This is a genomic window from Mesorhizobium sp. M7A.F.Ca.US.010.02.1.1 (assembly GCF_004023085.1).
GTDB lineage: Bacteria > Pseudomonadota > Alphaproteobacteria > Rhizobiales > Rhizobiaceae > Mesorhizobium.
In genome coordinates this window covers 184,268-199,554 of sequence record NZ_RZRV01000009.1, presented here as the reverse complement: position 1 = coordinate 199,554, position 15,287 = coordinate 184,268, and the positions used below count along the sequence as shown (strand labels likewise).

Genomic DNA, 15,287 nt, shown 5'->3' with positions numbered 1-15,287 from the left:
ATTTCCCTGAATATAGCAATCTTCGCGGGTTTTTCACGCCCAAAAATCGGTTTTGTAAAAATCATCCCCGCATTCATCAGCCGGGGGCGGTGAATGAGACTGGGGCAACAAAAAAGCGGCCGCGATCGCTCGCGGCCGCTTTAAAGAGCCCTGGAATCTTTTCAGCTTCGCATAAAATGGTCGATCTGCTCGGCCAGCATGCCGTATTCGCGCGAACCCTTGCCGGTCCGCTTCTCGATTTCCATCAGCTGTTGCTGGGCGCCGGCCAGATCGCCGATCTGCAGATGCGCTTCGCCGAGATATTCACGCACCAGCGTGTAGTTCGGATCGATGCGCAGCGCTTCCTCGTAATAGCCGAGGCCAACGGTGACGCGGCCGGAATGGCGGTGCGAATAGCCGAGATAGTTGAGGATGCGCGGATCCTGCTTGTTGGCGGCAAGGCTGAGCACGGCGATCGCCTCGTCATAGCGCCCGGCCATCGCCAACGCATGGCCAGCATCATAGATGCTGTCGTCGTCGAGCATGCCCTCCTGGGGTGCGACGCACTTTTTCTTCTTCTTGTCCCAGACTTCGCCCTTCTTGCATTGGGTGACGGTCTGATCGCTGCCGCCACTGTCACCGCCGGCGGCGAACACCGGAACGGCAAGGAACTGCAGCGCGACAAGGGCAGTCGCCGCCTGGATCAGCACTCTTTTATGCATCGAAACCTCCTGGAGGGGTGAGAATGCAACACTAACGCCGGTCGGCTTGCGTTTCATCCCGGAAAATTACGTGCGGGAGAACATCAGGTGACGGATGCTGCGAATCCGCTATCATCCGGCAAACGACCTGAGGGAGACGGCCCTTGCAGCGGCGGCTTGAAAAGGACTGGGAGCTTTCGATCGGCCCCGACACGGTGCGCCTGTTCATCCTCAAGGCCAAGGCGCTGAGTGCGGCCGTCAATGAAGACTATGCCGATGGCGCCGAGCACGAGGTCGAACTCGACGGCGAGTCCCATGTCAACCATCACCATGACGGCCTTGCCGAGGAAAGCTCGGAGAATCTGACCGAGGAAGAGCTGCGCGAGCTGATAAACGACCTCAATGTCGATGAAGCAGCCGAGCTGATCGCGCTGGCCTGGGTCGGTCGCGGCGACTACGACGCCACAGAATGGGCGGACGCGCTGGCGGCAGCGCGCGAACGCGCCAACAAGCGCACCGCGAAATACCTGCTCGGCATGCCGCTGCTCGCCGACTGGCTGGAGGAAGGGCTGGAAGCGATCGGTGCGTAACGACGCGGTTACCGTTCGTGATGGGGCCAAGGCAACTTTCCTCGCGTCGGCGCCGTTGACGGCGATGGGGTCGATTGTCTTTTCCCGAATATGCAGGATCGCGTTCGTCATGACCATCACGGTCTTGCTGGTGATGCCGGCCGAGGCGAGACATCGCCATCGGCATCACGAGCCGTTGACACCGAGGATAGAGCAGCCGTTGACACCAAGAGCCGAACAGCCCCTTAAACCGCGAGGCGGAAAGCGCCTGAAACCACGAAGACACCGGTCGGTGACGCCGAAGCAGGCACAGCAGAAAACGCTGCCGCCGCTGCCCTTGCCTGCCGATGTTCCGATGCCCAGACCCGGCATTTCGGGATCCGGACCCGCCATTCCGGTGCCGGAACCACGCCCGGCGGACGCTGCGAAAACCGCCGGCGCGCCCGACCGTTCCAATGAAGAAAAATCCCGTCAGGAAAAGCAGGCACTCCCCGAGCCGTCGGCTCCCGAACCCTCAGCCGATACGGAAAGCGAACCGGAGCCGCCCGCGGTCGCGCCAACGCCGACACCAAAACCCGACATCGCGGAGCCCGAGGCTCAGCCGCCCAACATTGGCCCGCAGCCGTCGCAAAAGCCGGCCGATGCAGACGACGAGAAGATGCTGCCAGACCCGCGCTCGGCCGACTTGCCCGATGAAAAAATGCCAGCCGAGGAAGTCGCATGCCGCGAACGGCTGAAGACGCTCGGCGTCGAGTTCGAAGAACACAAGGCGGAAAGCCAGCCTGAAATCGGCTGTTCGATCCCCTACCCCATCGTGCTGAAGACCCTTGGAAAGTCCGTAGCCATCGGCCCCGGCGCCGAGCTCAACTGCAAGATGGCCGAGGCGGCGGCACGTTTTGCGGCCGATGTGATCCAGCCGGCGGCGAAAGCCGAATTCGGCGCCGACCTGAAATCGATCGGCCAGGCGTCGGCCTTCGTCTGCCGGCCACGCAACGGCACACGAAAACTGTCGGAACACGCGTTCGGCAACGCACTCGACATCGCCAGCTTCACGCTGTCGGACGGCAAGAAGATCGAGGTCGGCCCAGCGCCGCCGGAGAAAGACGCTAAATTCCTCAATGCCGTGCGCAAGGCGGCCTGCGGACCTTTCAAGACGGTGCTCGGTCCGGGCGCCGATCCTGATCATTCCCTGCATTTCCATCTCGATCTCGAACCGCGCCGGCACGGCGGGACGTTCTGCCAGTGAACATGGCTGATCCAGCCGCGTGCCGCAATTCGGCCGCAGGCATGAACGCGGGCGCTGAGTTTTCCTTTACCCTTGATCGTTAAAATGCCGGATATCCATCAACGGGATTCCGCCAATGGCCGGCAAATTTCGGGCCGTGTTTTTCGCCACCGCGCGCCAGTCAAAATATCCAGCAATGCTGACCGCCGGCCTGGCGCTGGCGGCGCTTTCCGCCTGCAACACCGGCAGTGTGCTGTCGCTGGAGCCGGCCGTCGACGTCGGCGCGCAGACGGCTGCCGTGCCGCAATATGCCGGCATGCAGAAGCTTGTCCCTTCCAATCCGTACATGACGCAGGCCGCTTATCCGCGCATGGACGAGCCGATGTCGCCCGTCGAGCAGATGCCGGCCAGCGAAACCGACTGCCGGCAGCAATTGAAGCGCCTCGATGTCGCCTACACCGACCTGGCGCCGATCCATGAAGGCCAGTGCGGCATCGATTATCCGGTCAAGGTTTCGGCCATCGGCAACATCCAGATGAAACCCGCCGCGACCCTCACCTGCGACATGGCCGCCACCTTTGCCGGCTGGACGAAGAACGAGCTCGTCCCCTCCGCCCGCTGGCGTTATTTCTCCGGTGTCAAGACCATCCACCAGGGCTCCAGCTATTCCTGCCGCAGGATTGCCGGCGAAGGTGTGCTGTCCGAGCACGGCAAGGGCAATGCGCTCGACGTCATGAGCATCGAACTCAACAATGGCGACGACATCGACGTGCGCAAGCCCGGCCTGTTCGCCTTCCGCACCCGGGGCTTCCTCAACAATGTACGCGCCGACGGCTGCCAGTATTTCACCACCGTGCTCGGCCCCGGCTACAATTACGACCACCGCAACCATTTCCATTTCGACATCAAGAACCGCAAGAACGGTTATCGCGCCTGCCGTTAGAAAGAGATCAGCCTAGTCGGCGCCACCGGTTGAAGCGGCGATTTGCCGTGCGACCAAGTCCTGGATGCGCCAGAGATTCCGGTCGCGGATGCCGCTCTCTTCAAGCTTGCTCACGGTCCTGAACAAATACTGCGCCGAAGAGCCCCAATGACCGGCAGCCCGTGCCAGAGTGTCGGCAACCTGCTCCAATGGCAACCGGCCGGCATAGGCCCTGCCATCCGGCGCCGCGACGAAGGCCAAGGCATGCAGCGGCCCGTCCTTGGTCTTGACCTTGATCCAGCATGGCACGTTGGTTGGCGGGTTGGCATCGATCTCGCGGCGCATCAACTGGCCGAGTTGCCCGAAATGGTCTTCCGCGGGCAGCCGATAGACGATGCCGTTGCAACTGCCGCCTCGATCGAGCGCCAGCATCAGGGCCGGCAAATCACGGGTTCCGCGCCAGCGGGTCAGCTTCAGGCAAAACGAGCGGTGCCATCCCGGCGCCGTGGCCGGGCGCTGCTCGACATGGGCGAATTCGGGGTTCCAGATCAACGACCCGTAGGCAAAGACCCAAAGCGTGTCGGGACGATGCTGCGAAAGCAGCTTTTCGACCAGGCCATCGAACTCCGCATCGGTGTGCTCGCTGGTTCCGGGCTCTGGCCCGGGATCAGGCTCGACACGCTCAACTTGCGCGACAAGCTCGGCGGTCAACGCCATTGGCTTGCGGCCTGCCAGCTTCCGCTCCATTGCTGCCCCCACGAAGAAACGATGGCCCACGATAAAGCGGCGGCGCGCTGCTGGCCATTGATTTCCAGGGTCCCTCGGGCAAAAGATACCGCACGGATCGGGCGGCGTTCATGAGCCAGCGAAGTTTTCGGCGACGCGTTGCAATCTGGGTGGCGACCTTGCTGGCCGCCTATCTGGCGCTCGCCTATTTCGCCGCACCGGAATTCTGGACGTTTCACGATCGCGGCTTTCGCAAGCACAGCTTCGAGATGGTGACGCACACGCCGCAAGGCATTCCGGGCGATCCCATCAATGTCGGTCTTGTCGGTACGCGAAAGGAAGTAGTCCACGCCTTCGCCGTCGCCGGCTGGGACACCGCCGACGCCGTGACCCTGAAGACCGCGATCGAGATCGGTGAAAGCGTGCTGTTCGACCACCCCTACCCCGATGCGCCGGTCAGCAGGCTGCTGTTCGATGGCCGCGCCCAGGATCTCGCCTTCGAAAAGCCGGAGGGCCTCAGCGCCGACCGCCGGCATCATGTCCGCTTCTGGCGGACCGATGCAAGCGGCGACGATGGCCGGCCGCTGTGGCTGGGCTCGGCCAGCTTCGATCGCGGCGTCGGCCTCAGCCACGACACCGGCGCTGTCACCCACCATATCGACCCCGACATCGACGCCGAGCGCGATTTCCTGATGCGCGACCTGGCCACCGCCGGCACGCTGATCTCGACCAGCGACATATCGGGCGTCGGCGCCACCAGTACCGGGCGCAATGGCGGCGGCGATCCCTATTTCACGGACGGCGAGGCAATTGTCGGCGTACTCAAACAGTAGGTCGCGCGGGCCTTGCAGGCTGAAACAGTCCGGCGGTTTCAAAAGGAGCTTCTGATGTTCGACTCGGAAAGCGTAGTGGATAACTACTGCAGGGCATGGTTCGACCCGGAGCCTGAGGAACGTCGCCGCCTGTTGTTGGCCTCATTCGAACCGGAAGGCACATACATTGATCCGACGGTGCATATCTCCGGAGCCAAGGCACTGCTCCAACACATTGATCAGGTGCTGAAAGCTCGTCCGGGCTTCTGGCTCGAACGGACGACCTTGGTCGACGTTCATCACGACTTCCTGCGTTTTGGCTGGGTGCAGAGAGGCGAAAACGGATTTCGAGGCACCGAAAGCATGGATATGTGCCGCGTTTCCAAGGAGGGAAAGCTGTCGCTGGTCGTCGGCTTTTTCGGACCCTTCAGAGCAATGCCGGATCCCTGACGGTTCCTCACCGCCCTGGGATGCCGCGTGACCGAAATGCCGGTCATTTCTCAAAAATCACGTCAGACTATTTTCGAAGACCGCGCCGCAATGCTATTGACCGCTCATGTTATACGTAGAAATCGCTATCGTGGTCGTCCTCATCTGTGTGAACGGCCTTCTGTCGATGTCCGAACTTGCCATCGTCTCGTCGCGACCGGCCCGGCTGAAAGCGATGATCGACCGCGGCATCAATGGCGCCGGCCGCGCGCTCGAGCTTGGCTCGAATCCCGGCAAGTTCCTCTCCTCGGTGCAGATCGGCATCACCCTGGTCGGCGTCCTCTCCGGCGCCTTTTCCGGCGCCACGCTCGGCGAACGGCTGGCGCAGTTCCTGGCCTCGACCGGCATCCGCGAGACCGTCGCCGATCCGCTCGGCGTCGGCATCGTCGTAGCCATCATCACCTATTTCTCGCTGATCGTCGGCGAGCTGGTGCCCAAGCAGATTGCCTTGCGCGACCCAGAGCGGGTCGCCGCCAGGGTCGCTCCGGCAATGACCATCCTCGCCACCATCTCGGCGCCGCTGGTCTTCCTGCTGGACTTCTCCGGCCGCACCATATTGTGGCTGCTCGGCCAGCGCGGCGAAAGCGAGGAGAAGGTCACCGATGAGGAGATCAAGATGCTGGTCGCCGAGGCCGAGCATCACGGCACCATCGAATCCGACGAGCGGCGCATGATCGCCGGCGTCATGCGGCTTGGCGACCGCGCCGTGCGCGCGGTGATGACGCCGCGCACCGAGGTCGACTGGATCAATCTGCAATCCGACGAGGCGGCCATCCGCAAGCTGCTCATGGAAACCCAGCATTCGCGCCTGCCGGCAGGTGACGGCGGCGTCGATGTCATGATCGGCGTCGTCCAGACGCGTGACGTGCTGGCGGCGTTGCTTGCCGGCCGCGTGCTCGACCCGCGCAGGCATGTTCGCGCAGCCCCCATCGTCTACGACCAGGCCGACGCGCTGGATGTGCTGCAGAAGCTGAAGGAATCCGACGTGCCGATGGCGCTGGTGCATGACGAATACGGCCATTTCGAAGGCATCGTCACCCCGGCCGACATTCTGGAAGCCATCACCGGCGTGTTCCGCGCGGACACAGACGCCGGCGACGAGGAGAACGCGGTCAAGCGCGAGGACGGCTCGTGGCTGCTCGCCGGCTACATGCAGGCCGACGAGATGGCCGACATTCTCGGCATCGACCTGCCGGAAAACCGCGATTACGAAACCGTCGCCGGCTATGTGCTGTCGCACATGCACCATCTGCCGGCGACTGGCGAATGCGTCGACGCGCAGGGCTGGCGCTTCGAGGTGGTCGATCTCGACGGCCGCCGCATCGACAAGCTGATCGCCACCCGCCTGCCCGGCGCCCACCGCGAGGCGGTGCGCTGACATGTTCGAATGTCAGCTTTTGACCGGTTAGCTGACGCCGCCCTCTGCCAGAGGTCGAACTGGTTTCAACAAACCGAAGAAGCCAATGATGCGCGTTATCCGTTTCTGCTCCTCATCTAGAAAAGCGATGTCCAGGCCCTCGGGTAAAGACGAACCGTCAGGCATCACAAACTTCCACGCGAAGCGCGCGACGCCGTGATGAACATCCACGTTGCTGGTCCGCAGAATGCAGGCACCAGGATGCTTGCTCTGAATTCCTGCAATGTGGGCTAGCAGTTCTTCGGCACCAACAGCGTGAACGGTTGGATCTGTATACGTCGCGCCATCGCTCAAGACCGATAGCAGCGACGCCCGCCGCTTCTCGGCGTTTTCGGTGGACCACGATGCACAATACTTATCAATGAGATGCGTCAAAAGCATGCTGCTTCCCTGTCGCCAGAAAATGCGAGAGCGCGGCGAAATCATCGTGCAAGTGGCCCGCCGCTATGGCCCGTTTGAATATCGCATCATAACCATCGACTATTGAACGGTCGATTCCGCGGAACTGCATCAACTCCAACAGATGCTGCATTGCGCCGTGGTGCGCCGAGATCGACGAGAGCGTTTCGTTATCGCTGGCAAATCGGCCAGCGCTCGTCCGCTTGATGAGGTCGGTCACCAGGCCGTCAATGACCGGCGCCGTCGCGGACCACTGCCGCGCCAGTTCACCCAGTTCGATCTCTTCGGCCTGCGACACGGCGATCGCATGGAGCGTCCCGAACAGAACGCCCCACATGATAGCCAGTAGTGCGCTATCGAGCGCGTTCGCACGCCCTGGTTCTTCGCCAACATGCTGAACATTGCCACCCAAAGCGCGAAACACATCGCGGTTCGTGTCGAAAGCCTCCCTTGGCCCGGCAAGCAGGATGGTCCCAGCGTCCGTGCCGATATAATCCGACGTCGCCATGATCGCGCCATCAAGGTAGTTTGCGCCGTGCTTCGTACACCATTCAGCGGCTTCCCGTGCGCCACTCGGCGTCCCCGAAGTCAACTCCACGATCAGCTTGCCGCGAATGGCTGAGGCGATGGCGTCACTGTGGAGAAGCGCTTTTGTCGCCTCATAGTCGCTGACATTCACAATGATGATCTCGCCTGCGTTCACGGCCTCCTCCACGGAGGACGCGGCGATTGCGCCCAGCCTGGCGAGTGGATCGGTCTTCTGTCTGGTTCTGTTCCAGACAGTCGTCGGATATCCCGACTGAAGCAGGCTGCCGGCGAGCGCCGAGCCCATACGGCCCGTTCCAATGACCGTGATTGAAAGCTTCATTCCACACTCCATATCAATTGGCGGCGTCAGACCGCGTTTTGCTGTGATCGTCTTGAGAGGTATGTCAAAACGAGCGGCGCGCGATACGCACCCAGGCGTAAGTGGTCACCAGAAGGTAAGGAACGCGCGATGAACAATTCCGCGGACAATGGCTTTGCAGCGGCCGTCAGGATGGTCGAAGGAAAGTGGAAAGTAGATATCCTTTGCGAGCTCGGAACGGCGTCGCGCAGATTTGGTCGATTGAAACAGGCGCTTTCTGGCATCAGTGAAAAGATGCTGGCGCAACAATTGCGAGAACTGGAGGCCGACGGCCTTGTCGACCGTAAAGTCTTTTCCGTGGTTCCAGCGAAGGTAGTCTATTCGCTGACAGAACGCGGCGCGGCGCTCAACGCAGCAGCAGGTTCACTATGTCTGTGGGCCGAGCAATTCGGCCTGCCCGGCTGCCCTCAGATTGCCAATGGCGTACATATGGATGCCCTCTGATGCATGTCGCCCAAAGCGACCTCGGTTGGGGAGAACGACATGCATAAAAACGAGGACCTAAAACGCCTGAACCCGTTCGTACGGGACACGCTTCAGGGGTGCGACGCGCTCGATGTCCTGTCGAGATTCAAGGCGTTCCGATGGTGCTGGTCCATGACGAGTACTACCGTTTCGCACCGCCACAACGGCCGGCATTCTCCCATCACCGGGCTCCGTCGCCGGCTATGTGCTGGCGCACATGCATTATGCCGGCGACTGGTGAATGCGTCGACGCGCAGGGCTGGCGCTTCGAGGTGGCGATCTCGACGGCCGCCGCATCCCGCCTGGCAGGCGCCCATCGCGAGGCGGTGCGCTGACGCCCGAGCAATTGCGGCATTCGCTCTATCGTTCCCAGAAGGACTTGGCGATCTCTCCCTCGACCTGCTCTATCGTCAGGCCGATATCGTCGATCAGATGCGGATTGTCCTTCGACATCTGCCTGAGTTGCCAGCGAAAGCGTATCCGTTCGCGCCAGGTCCGATCGTGCCAGCTCGCTATGATGCTTCGCAGGGTCTTCAGGAGCCGGCGCGATGCCGGCCGCACGGGCGTTCCCGGTCGCGCTGCACAACGCTGGGCTGATGCAAGTGTATTGGTCATGGCAACCTCCATATGGTTTGAGGGCCTAAGGGCTCTCGATGAGGTTGAATTCTGCGCGATACGGACGGCGCCGTAATTAAGCCCTCCCAAATAGTTCTCAAAACTTCCAAACGAGCTAGAGCAGTTCACCGGTTCACGGAACCGGTAACCTACTCTAACCCTTTGTTTTGACGCAATTCCGAACAGAAAACCGCTTCACACTTTTCCTGGAATTGCTCTATAGATGCGCCTATGGGATCGCGTTTTGCCTTTGGTCCGTTCGTGCTTGATCCGGGTGCGGGAACGCTGCTTCGGAACGACGTCCCCGTTGCCGTTGGCTATCGCGGGCTGAGCCTGCTTGCAGCACTCGTCGGGCGGCCCGGTGAAATCTTGGGAAAGGCCGAGTTGATGGACGCTGCATGGCCGGGCACGGCCGTGGAGGAAGGCAACCTCACCGTCCAGATCGCGCAGTTGCGCAAGCTGCTTGGTCCTGTCGGCGAGAACGGCGAATGGATATCCACCGTTCCGCGCGTCGGCTACCGTTTCACGGGGGCCGTCGAGCAGCTCGGCGAGGCCAAGCGAAAACCCTTGCCGCTGCCCGACAAACCATCGATAGCCGTGCTGCCCTTCGTCAATTTCAGCAACGATCCCGAGCAGGATTCCTTCGTGGACGGGTTGACCGAAGACCTGATCACCGACCTGTCCAGGATCTCCGGCCTGTTCGTCATCGCCCGCAACTCAACCTTTGCCTACAAGGGAAAAGCGATGGACGTGCGCGAGATCGCCGGGGACCTTGGCGTGCGCTACCTGCTGGAAGGCAGCGCAAGACGCGCCGCGGGGCGCGTGCGCATCAACGCACAGCTGGTTGACGCGGTGAGCGGCGATCATCTGTGGGCGGAACGCTTCGATCGCGGCCTGGACGACATCTTTGCCGTTCAGGACGAGGTGACGGCCAAGATCGTGGAGGCATTGCTTGGCCGTCTGCGCACGCTGCCGCCGCGCAACCGGCCCAGCAATCTCGAGGCTTACGATCTCTGCGTGCGGGCGCGCAAGCTGATCGACGACTCGCCGCAGATGGCGCAGGAAGCGCATCTGATGCTGACGCGCGCGGTGTCGCTCGATCCCGGATACGCCGAGCCCTATCGCTGGCTTGCCATGAACCACTGGATGGGACAGGTGCATTGGGGCGGACCAACCGAAGCTGCCCGCAGCGTTGCCTTGGAGCTGGCGCGCAAGGCTGTGGCGATCGATCCCAACGATGCTGGCTGTCGCTGGATCCTGGCCTACCTGCTTGCCTATGAGCGCAGCTTCGCCGAGGCGGATGCCGAATTCGCCAAGGCGATCGAGCTCGACCCGAACGAGGCCGACACCTGGGCGGCATTGTCCGACATCGCGGTCCTGGCCGGCCGGGTCGAAGAGGGTCTCGAGCACATCCGCAAGGCGTTCCGGCTGAACCCGTTTCCGGCGAGCTGGTACTATCTGACGCTCGGCCAGGCGCAATATGCGGCGCGCGACTATCAAGCCGCTATCGAGACGTTGCGCCGTGACGAGACCTATCGCACAAGCTCACGCCGTTTCCTGGCGGCAAGCCTGGCGCAACTCGGCCGGCTGGACGAGGCGCGCGCGGAGGCCGAGCTGTTTCTCGTCGGCAACCCGCATTTCACAACCCATCACTGGGCGACGACCGAGCCATTCCGCGACGCCGCTACGCTCGAGCATTTCGTCGATGGTTTTCGCAAGGCCGGTCTTCCGGAGTGACGCGCCGGCATCCGGCCTGCCCGCAGCAAAGGCGAAGTGGTGCGCTAACCCGGATCTAGGCATGGGCATGATCTCGGTGGCGCGAGACCTTCTCGCGGTTACCGCAGGTGCGCATGCTGCACCAGCGCCGCTTGCCGCCTCGCGACGTATCGAGGAAAAGCCAGCCACAGCGAGGGCAGGAATGCAGCCTGTCGCGCGGCAAGGTGAAGAACGCTTCGATGGACAGCATGGCCAGCAAGGCGGTGACGGCGTCCGGGTCCCGCCACCGGGCAAGGCCAAGCTCCGGCCTGGTGCGATCCAGCTCTATAGACCCGGCGGCAAGCGAGCTTGCCGTGCGCGAGAATAACACGCCTAGAGCAATTCCAGGAAAAGTGTGAAGCGGTTTTCCGTCCGGGATTGCGTCAAAACAAAGAGTTAGAGCAGCTCGCCGTTTCCGTGAAACGGTGAAAGGATCTAGCGGTTCGACCGCGGACGGTTTGCCCGCGGCGATTGACTCGAAGACCTGAAATGACGCCTCCCGCACTTCGCGGACCCGTTCCACGAACCGCCCATCCGCTATCTCGGCGACGGCCTGCGCCTGGCGATCGTCGGCAAGCCCTGAGGCGTTGAACCAGTTCGCAACATCCCGGACGGACTTAAACAGTTCATTATCAGCTGCTGGCACCCGCCGGTCGAACACGGCGTTCGACAGGTCCAAAGCGGGATGCCCGCCTATGAAGTGATCCGGCACCCATTCGGTGTGTGCATCGCCCATGGAACATAACCTCATTAGCCGGATTATACGGTTATGATGTAACCACTATCATACGGATATGTGGTGTCAAAGCCATAACACCGCCAGATCGGCGCGGAACCCCTGGGAGAGAGAGGATGTGCAGCAATCGTTACAAGACCCGCCACGAAACCATCAATGTCGACGGCCTCGACATCTTCTATCGTCATGCCGGCGATCCCGGCAGACCGGCAATCCTGCTGCTGCACGGATATCCGACTTCGTCGCACGTCTATCGCAATGTCATCGAACCGCTGGCGGAGACAGCCTATGTGGTGGCGCCGGATCTGCCCGGTTTCGGCTTTTCGTCCGCCCCTTCCATCGATGCTTATGACTACACGTTCGAGAACCTGGCCAACACGATAGAAGCCTTCATCGAGGCCCTCGGCCTCCAGCGATTCTTCCTCTACATCACTGACTTCGGCACGCCCGTCGGCTATCATCTCGCCACACGGCGGCCGGATCGCATCCTCGGCCTGATCGCGCAGGACAGCAACGCTCATGACGAGGGGCTGGGACCGGAATGGGACGCGCCGAAGGCGTTCTTCGCCGAACCGACTGAAGAAAACCGCGCCAAACTGCCGGACTGGATGAATTTCGAGGGGACCCGGAACCAATATATCGGCGGTCTCCCCGAGCGTCTGAAGGTGTTGTTTCCGCCCGAGGGTTGGTATCTCGATACGGAGCGTCTGGCGAGGCCCGGCAACACCGACATTCAGTTCGAACTCTTCACCGATTATGGCTCGCACATCGCCCGCTTCCCGGCCATCCAGGCCTATCTCCGCGACCAACAGCCAGCATGCCTCGTGCTGTGGGGACGGCACGACGCCTTCTTCGCGCTGGACGAGATCATGGCCTACAGCCGCGACCTCGACGCAGTCGAAATCCATGTCTTTGAGAGCGGACACATGCTTCTCGAAACGCATCATCGTCAATGCGCGGCTCTCATCGCTCACTTCATCCACGAGGTGGAGACTGGGGTATTTCGCGAACCTGCCGGGCGCTGAACGTCGGCGCTCAAACCGCCACTTCGATGGGCTCGGCAAGCCTGGGATTGGCCCGCGCGGCGATCAGGCAGCCGGCGACGATCAGGCACGCTCCGGTCAAGGTGGTCCAGGTCGCCTCCTCGCCGAAGAAGAACCAGCCGAGCGCGACCGCCCAGATAAAGGCCGAGTATTCCGTCGGGATCAGATATTGCGCTTCGGCGCGGGCGTAGGACCAGCTCATCAGGAACTGCCCGGCAAGCGACAGCACCGTCACCCCGGCCAAAGGAAGCCAAAGATTGCTCGGTAGGGCGACGGCAAGCCAGGGTGCTGCGAGACCGAGGAGGATGGCAACGCAAAGGTTCTGGAACAGCATGATCTCGATGGGCTTGGCCAACTGCGCCTGTTGCCGGGCGAGGATCAGATTGTAGCCGTAGAACACCGTCGACACGAGCACCGCTGCCGTGCCGAGCATGGCATCTTGCGAATAGTCTGCCTTCCCGAACTGGCCGGCCATGATGATGGCGACACCGGCAATGCCGGCCAAAGATGCCCACACAGCCTGGCGCCGGATCCGTTCGCCCAGCAGCAGCGCGGCGAGAAACAGGGCAAACAAGGGCGCCACGAAACTGAGCCCGATCGCCTCCGCGAGCGGCAGCCTGGCCAAGCCCCAGAAGAAGGATATCAGGACGATGCCGACAATCGCGGCACGCAGCGCATGCAGCCTCAGCACCGGAACGGTTGGCGTTAGGCGCGGTCCCGCCAACCAGGCCACGCCCGCGACCACGGTCGCGACCATGCTGCGCCACAGCAAGGTGTTGTAGACGCCGACCGCGATGACCAGGATCTTCATCGCCGCATCCATCCCGGACAGCAGGAAGATCGCAAGCGCGCAAACGAGCACCGGGATCATCGGGGAAACGGCGCCGGTCAGGCTGGATGTCTTCACGGCTTCACTCATGTGACGGATTGCAGCCGGATATATCAGGCCACAGGGCGCGACCAGATGGCAGTCCCGTCGATGTAGCAGTCCAACCCCGATTGGCGTCGTGTTCGCGGCTATCGCCATATCAGGGTGTCAGTACCACCTTCCCGGTCGACCGGCGCTCATCCAGCAACCGGTGCGCTTCCCCGGCCTGGTCGAGCCGGAATCTGCCGCCGATCGTGACCTGCAGTTGGCCGCCTGCCGCCATTTGGAACAGTTCGGACAGGCTGGCTTTCAGCACGTCGGCAGACAGCAGCGGCAGCAGCGCGAAACCCCTGAGTGACTGGTTGCGGCCGATCAACTGCTCCAGATCGGAGGCAGCGAGGCCAAAGCGCCCGAGCGCAGCAAACACCAGTTCGCCGCCAGGCGCCAAGGCCTCAAGCAAGGCAGCGGTCTGCGCACCGCCGACTGTGTCGTAGATGATGTTGGCGCCCTCCCCGCCGGTGAGGTCGCGGACGCGAGCGGGCCAGTCCGGCTTGGTATAGTCGACTGCGGCATCGGCGCCGAGCGACAAGACGAAATCCAGCTTTGCCTTGCCGCCGGCGGCTGCGATCACCTGGCGTGCGCCCTTCAGCCTGGCCAGTTGGACAAGCAGCGTTCCCACACCGCCCGATGCGGCCGGCACCAGCACCGCCTTGTCATCGGGCGGGCTTTGCCGAAGCAGATGAAGGGCCGTCAGCCCCTGCACCATCAGCGCCGTGGCAGCCTCGAACGGCAGCGCATCCGGCAGCGGCACGACGAGATCGGCTGACATCGTCACCTGCTCCGCATAGCCGCTGTGGGGACGCTGCGACATGAACAAAGGCGCGGCCACGCGGCGACCCAGCAATTGCGCATCCACACCTTGCCCGACGGCCTCGACGACACCCGCCGCCTCGACGCCCGGGATCATCGGCAGTTGCGGCGTCACCGCGTAGCGGTTCGCGCGCATCAGCACTTCGAAGAAGTTGATCCCGGCGGCGTGGACACGGATCAGCACCTCGCCGGACTGCGGCACCGGCGCCGGCAGATCGACCACCTCCAGCACCTCGGGACCACCGAAGCGGTTAAGTTGAATGGCTTTCATCGCAAACTCCGATCGCACTGGCATCGGCAGCGGTTTGCCACTATCTGCGGAGCCTCGACTACACACTCATTTGTCCCCTGCTGACCAGGAGGTGACCATGCCAGATTCCAAGAGAATGCCGATCAAAAGACTGCCGATGCTGCCGGCGGAACGGGCGCTGAAAGTGATCGCCGGTCGCTGGAAGGCGGTTATCCTCTACCATCTCTTCGATGGTCCCCGGCGCCTGTCGGCGCTCAAGACGCTGATGCCGGGCATCACCCAGAAAGTGCTGATCCAGCAGCTGCGCGAAATGGAAGAGCACGGCCTGGTCAGCCGTGAAATCTTCGCCGAAGTGCCATCGCGCGTCGAATATTCGGCGACGCGCCTCGGCCTCAGCCTCGAGCCGATCCTGCTGGCGCTCTGCCAATGGGGCCAGCATCATGCCGACGAGTTAAACGAGGCGGACCGCCTCGCCGACTGCATCATCCGGCCACGGCAGGCGACGCACGCCCACATGGCATAAATCGAATTTGACGGGT

At 62.3% G+C, this 15,287-nt stretch carries 18 protein-coding genes; 10 read left to right on the top strand and 8 right to left on the bottom strand.

Annotation, left to right across the window (positions count from 1 at the left end):
* Positions 1-161: 161 nt before the first annotated feature.
* The gene (locus EOA19_RS12810; RefSeq protein WP_128303804.1) at positions 162-701 is read right to left on the bottom strand and encodes a tetratricopeptide repeat protein; all 540 of its coding nucleotides are present in this window, start codon (positions 699-701) and stop codon (positions 162-164) included.
* A 143-nt stretch (positions 702-844) separates the two neighbouring features.
* On the opposite strand from EOA19_RS12810, the gene EOA19_RS12805 reads away from it, so the two are divergent.
* The 3 genes from EOA19_RS12805 to EOA19_RS12795 all read left to right on the top strand — a co-directional run bounded on the left by EOA19_RS12805 (position 845) and on the right by EOA19_RS12795 (position 3,417).
* The gene (locus EOA19_RS12805; protein WP_013530064.1) at positions 845-1,270 is read left to right on the top strand and encodes a DUF3775 domain-containing protein; all 426 of its coding nucleotides are present in this window, start codon (positions 845-847) and stop codon (positions 1,268-1,270) included.
* A gap of 187 nt (positions 1,271-1,457) precedes the next feature.
* Complete coding sequence (locus EOA19_RS12800; RefSeq protein ID WP_164892920.1) at positions 1,458-2,495, top strand: extensin family protein; 1,038 nt, start codon at positions 1,458-1,460, stop codon at positions 2,493-2,495.
* Between the two features lie 115 nt (positions 2,496-2,610).
* Positions 2,611-3,417 carry an extensin family protein gene (locus EOA19_RS12795; RefSeq protein ID WP_128303802.1) on the top strand — a complete coding sequence of 269 codons (807 nt, stop codon included), beginning with the start codon at positions 2,611-2,613 and terminating at the stop codon, positions 3,415-3,417.
* 12 nt (positions 3,418-3,429) lie between these two features.
* Here the strand turns inward: EOA19_RS12795 and EOA19_RS12790 are convergent, their stop codons facing one another.
* On the bottom strand, positions 3,430-4,143 hold the full coding sequence (locus EOA19_RS12790) for a gamma-glutamylcyclotransferase (RefSeq protein ID WP_023809747.1): 714 nt from the start codon (positions 4,141-4,143) through the stop codon (positions 3,430-3,432).
* A 110-nt stretch (positions 4,144-4,253) separates the two neighbouring features.
* On the opposite strand from EOA19_RS12790, the gene EOA19_RS12785 reads away from it, so the two are divergent.
* The 3 genes from EOA19_RS12785 to EOA19_RS12775 all read left to right on the top strand — a co-directional run bounded on the left by EOA19_RS12785 (position 4,254) and on the right by EOA19_RS12775 (position 6,801).
* Positions 4,254-4,955, top strand: coding sequence for an LssY C-terminal domain-containing protein (locus tag EOA19_RS12785; protein WP_128303801.1), 702 nt, complete (start codon positions 4,254-4,256; stop codon positions 4,953-4,955).
* Between the two features lie 54 nt (positions 4,956-5,009).
* A complete protein-coding gene (locus tag EOA19_RS12780) occupies positions 5,010-5,384 on the top strand; it encodes a nuclear transport factor 2 family protein (RefSeq protein ID WP_128303800.1) in 375 nt (124 codons plus the stop codon).
* Positions 5,385-5,490: 106 nt separating this feature from the next.
* Positions 5,491-6,801, top strand: coding sequence for a hemolysin family protein (locus EOA19_RS12775; RefSeq protein ID WP_023809751.1), 1,311 nt, complete (start codon positions 5,491-5,493; stop codon positions 6,799-6,801).
* A 27-nt stretch (positions 6,802-6,828) separates the two neighbouring features.
* Here EOA19_RS12775 and EOA19_RS12770 read toward each other — a convergent pair whose 3' ends face one another.
* Both EOA19_RS12770 and EOA19_RS12765 read right to left on the bottom strand, forming a co-directional pair.
* Entirely contained in the window at positions 6,829-7,221 is a 393-nt protein-coding gene (locus tag EOA19_RS12770) for a nuclear transport factor 2 family protein (RefSeq protein WP_128303799.1), read from the bottom strand.
* On the bottom strand, positions 7,199-8,107 hold the full coding sequence (locus EOA19_RS12765) for an NAD(P)-binding domain-containing protein (protein WP_128303798.1): 909 nt from the start codon (positions 8,105-8,107) through the stop codon (positions 7,199-7,201). The genes EOA19_RS12770 and EOA19_RS12765 overlap by 23 nt, the downstream gene beginning before the upstream one ends.
* 129 nt (positions 8,108-8,236) lie before the next feature.
* Between EOA19_RS12765 and EOA19_RS12760 the strand changes: the two genes are divergently transcribed.
* A complete protein-coding gene (locus EOA19_RS12760) occupies positions 8,237-8,590 on the top strand; it encodes a winged helix-turn-helix transcriptional regulator (RefSeq protein ID WP_128303797.1) in 354 nt (117 codons plus the stop codon).
* A gap of 381 nt (positions 8,591-8,971) precedes the next feature.
* On the opposite strand, the gene EOA19_RS12755 is transcribed toward EOA19_RS12760, so the two are convergent.
* Positions 8,972-9,226 carry a hypothetical protein gene (locus EOA19_RS12755; protein WP_023809755.1) on the bottom strand — a complete coding sequence of 85 codons (255 nt, stop codon included), beginning with the start codon at positions 9,224-9,226 and terminating at the stop codon, positions 8,972-8,974.
* 231 nt (positions 9,227-9,457) lie between these two features.
* Here EOA19_RS12755 and EOA19_RS12750 point away from each other — a divergent pair, with 231 nt between their 5' ends.
* Positions 9,458-10,963 (top strand): winged helix-turn-helix domain-containing tetratricopeptide repeat protein, encoded by a 1,506-nt coding sequence (locus EOA19_RS12750; RefSeq protein ID WP_128303796.1) that lies wholly within the window; start codon positions 9,458-9,460, stop codon positions 10,961-10,963.
* Positions 10,964-11,018: 55 nt separating this feature from the next.
* On the opposite strand, the gene EOA19_RS12745 is transcribed toward EOA19_RS12750, so the two are convergent.
* On the bottom strand, positions 11,019-11,717 hold the full coding sequence (locus EOA19_RS12745; RefSeq protein WP_128303795.1) for a CGNR zinc finger domain-containing protein: 699 nt from the start codon (positions 11,715-11,717) through the stop codon (positions 11,019-11,021).
* Positions 11,718-11,833: 116 nt separating this feature from the next.
* On the opposite strand from EOA19_RS12745, the gene EOA19_RS12740 reads away from it, so the two are divergent.
* Positions 11,834-12,742: an alpha/beta hydrolase gene (locus tag EOA19_RS12740; RefSeq protein WP_128303794.1), complete on the top strand. Its 909-nt coding sequence runs from the start codon at positions 11,834-11,836 to the stop codon at positions 12,740-12,742.
* Positions 12,743-12,752: 10 nt separating this feature from the next.
* On the opposite strand, the gene EOA19_RS12735 is transcribed toward EOA19_RS12740, so the two are convergent.
* The gene (locus EOA19_RS12735; RefSeq protein ID WP_128303793.1) at positions 12,753-13,679 is read right to left on the bottom strand and encodes a DMT family transporter; all 927 of its coding nucleotides are present in this window, start codon (positions 13,677-13,679) and stop codon (positions 12,753-12,755) included.
* 109 nt (positions 13,680-13,788) lie between these two features.
* Positions 13,789-14,769 carry a zinc-binding dehydrogenase gene (locus EOA19_RS12730; protein ID WP_128303792.1) on the bottom strand — a complete coding sequence of 327 codons (981 nt, stop codon included), beginning with the start codon at positions 14,767-14,769 and terminating at the stop codon, positions 13,789-13,791.
* Between the two features lie 97 nt (positions 14,770-14,866).
* Here EOA19_RS12730 and EOA19_RS12725 point away from each other — a divergent pair, with 97 nt between their 5' ends.
* Positions 14,867-15,271, top strand: a complete 405-nt coding sequence (locus EOA19_RS12725; protein WP_128303791.1) for a helix-turn-helix domain-containing protein — start codon at positions 14,867-14,869, stop codon at positions 15,269-15,271.
* Positions 15,272-15,287: the final 16 nt, after the last annotated feature.

Coding starts and splice junctions, on each gene's coding strand:
- EOA19_RS12810 (WP_128303804.1), bottom strand. CDS start 701: ATGCATAAAAGAGTGCTGATCCAGGCGGCGACTGCCCTTGTCGCGCTG.
- EOA19_RS12795 (WP_128303802.1), top strand. CDS start 2,611: ATGGCCGGCAAATTTCGGGCCGTGTTTTTCGCCACCGCGCGCCAGTCA.
- EOA19_RS12790 (WP_023809747.1), bottom strand. CDS start 4,143: ATGGAGCGGAAGCTGGCAGGCCGCAAGCCAATGGCGTTGACCGCCGAG.
- EOA19_RS12785 (WP_128303801.1), top strand. CDS start 4,254: ATGAGCCAGCGAAGTTTTCGGCGACGCGTTGCAATCTGGGTGGCGACC.
- EOA19_RS12780 (WP_128303800.1), top strand. CDS start 5,010: ATGTTCGACTCGGAAAGCGTAGTGGATAACTACTGCAGGGCATGGTTC.
- EOA19_RS12775 (WP_023809751.1), top strand. CDS start 5,491: ATGTTATACGTAGAAATCGCTATCGTGGTCGTCCTCATCTGTGTGAAC.
- EOA19_RS12770 (WP_128303799.1), bottom strand. CDS start 7,221: ATGCTTTTGACGCATCTCATTGATAAGTATTGTGCATCGTGGTCCACC.
- EOA19_RS12765 (WP_128303798.1), bottom strand. CDS start 8,107: ATGAAGCTTTCAATCACGGTCATTGGAACGGGCCGTATGGGCTCGGCG.
- EOA19_RS12760 (WP_128303797.1), top strand. CDS start 8,237: ATGAACAATTCCGCGGACAATGGCTTTGCAGCGGCCGTCAGGATGGTC.
- EOA19_RS12755 (WP_023809755.1), bottom strand. CDS start 9,226: ATGACCAATACACTTGCATCAGCCCAGCGTTGTGCAGCGCGACCGGGA.
- EOA19_RS12750 (WP_128303796.1), top strand. CDS start 9,458: ATGGGATCGCGTTTTGCCTTTGGTCCGTTCGTGCTTGATCCGGGTGCG.
- EOA19_RS12745 (WP_128303795.1), bottom strand. CDS start 11,717: ATGGGCGATGCACACACCGAATGGGTGCCGGATCACTTCATAGGCGGG.
- EOA19_RS12740 (WP_128303794.1), top strand. CDS start 11,834: ATGTGCAGCAATCGTTACAAGACCCGCCACGAAACCATCAATGTCGAC.
- EOA19_RS12735 (WP_128303793.1), bottom strand. CDS start 13,679: ATGAGTGAAGCCGTGAAGACATCCAGCCTGACCGGCGCCGTTTCCCCG.
- EOA19_RS12730 (WP_128303792.1), bottom strand. CDS start 14,769: ATGAAAGCCATTCAACTTAACCGCTTCGGTGGTCCCGAGGTGCTGGAG.
- EOA19_RS12725 (WP_128303791.1), top strand. CDS start 14,867: ATGCCAGATTCCAAGAGAATGCCGATCAAAAGACTGCCGATGCTGCCG.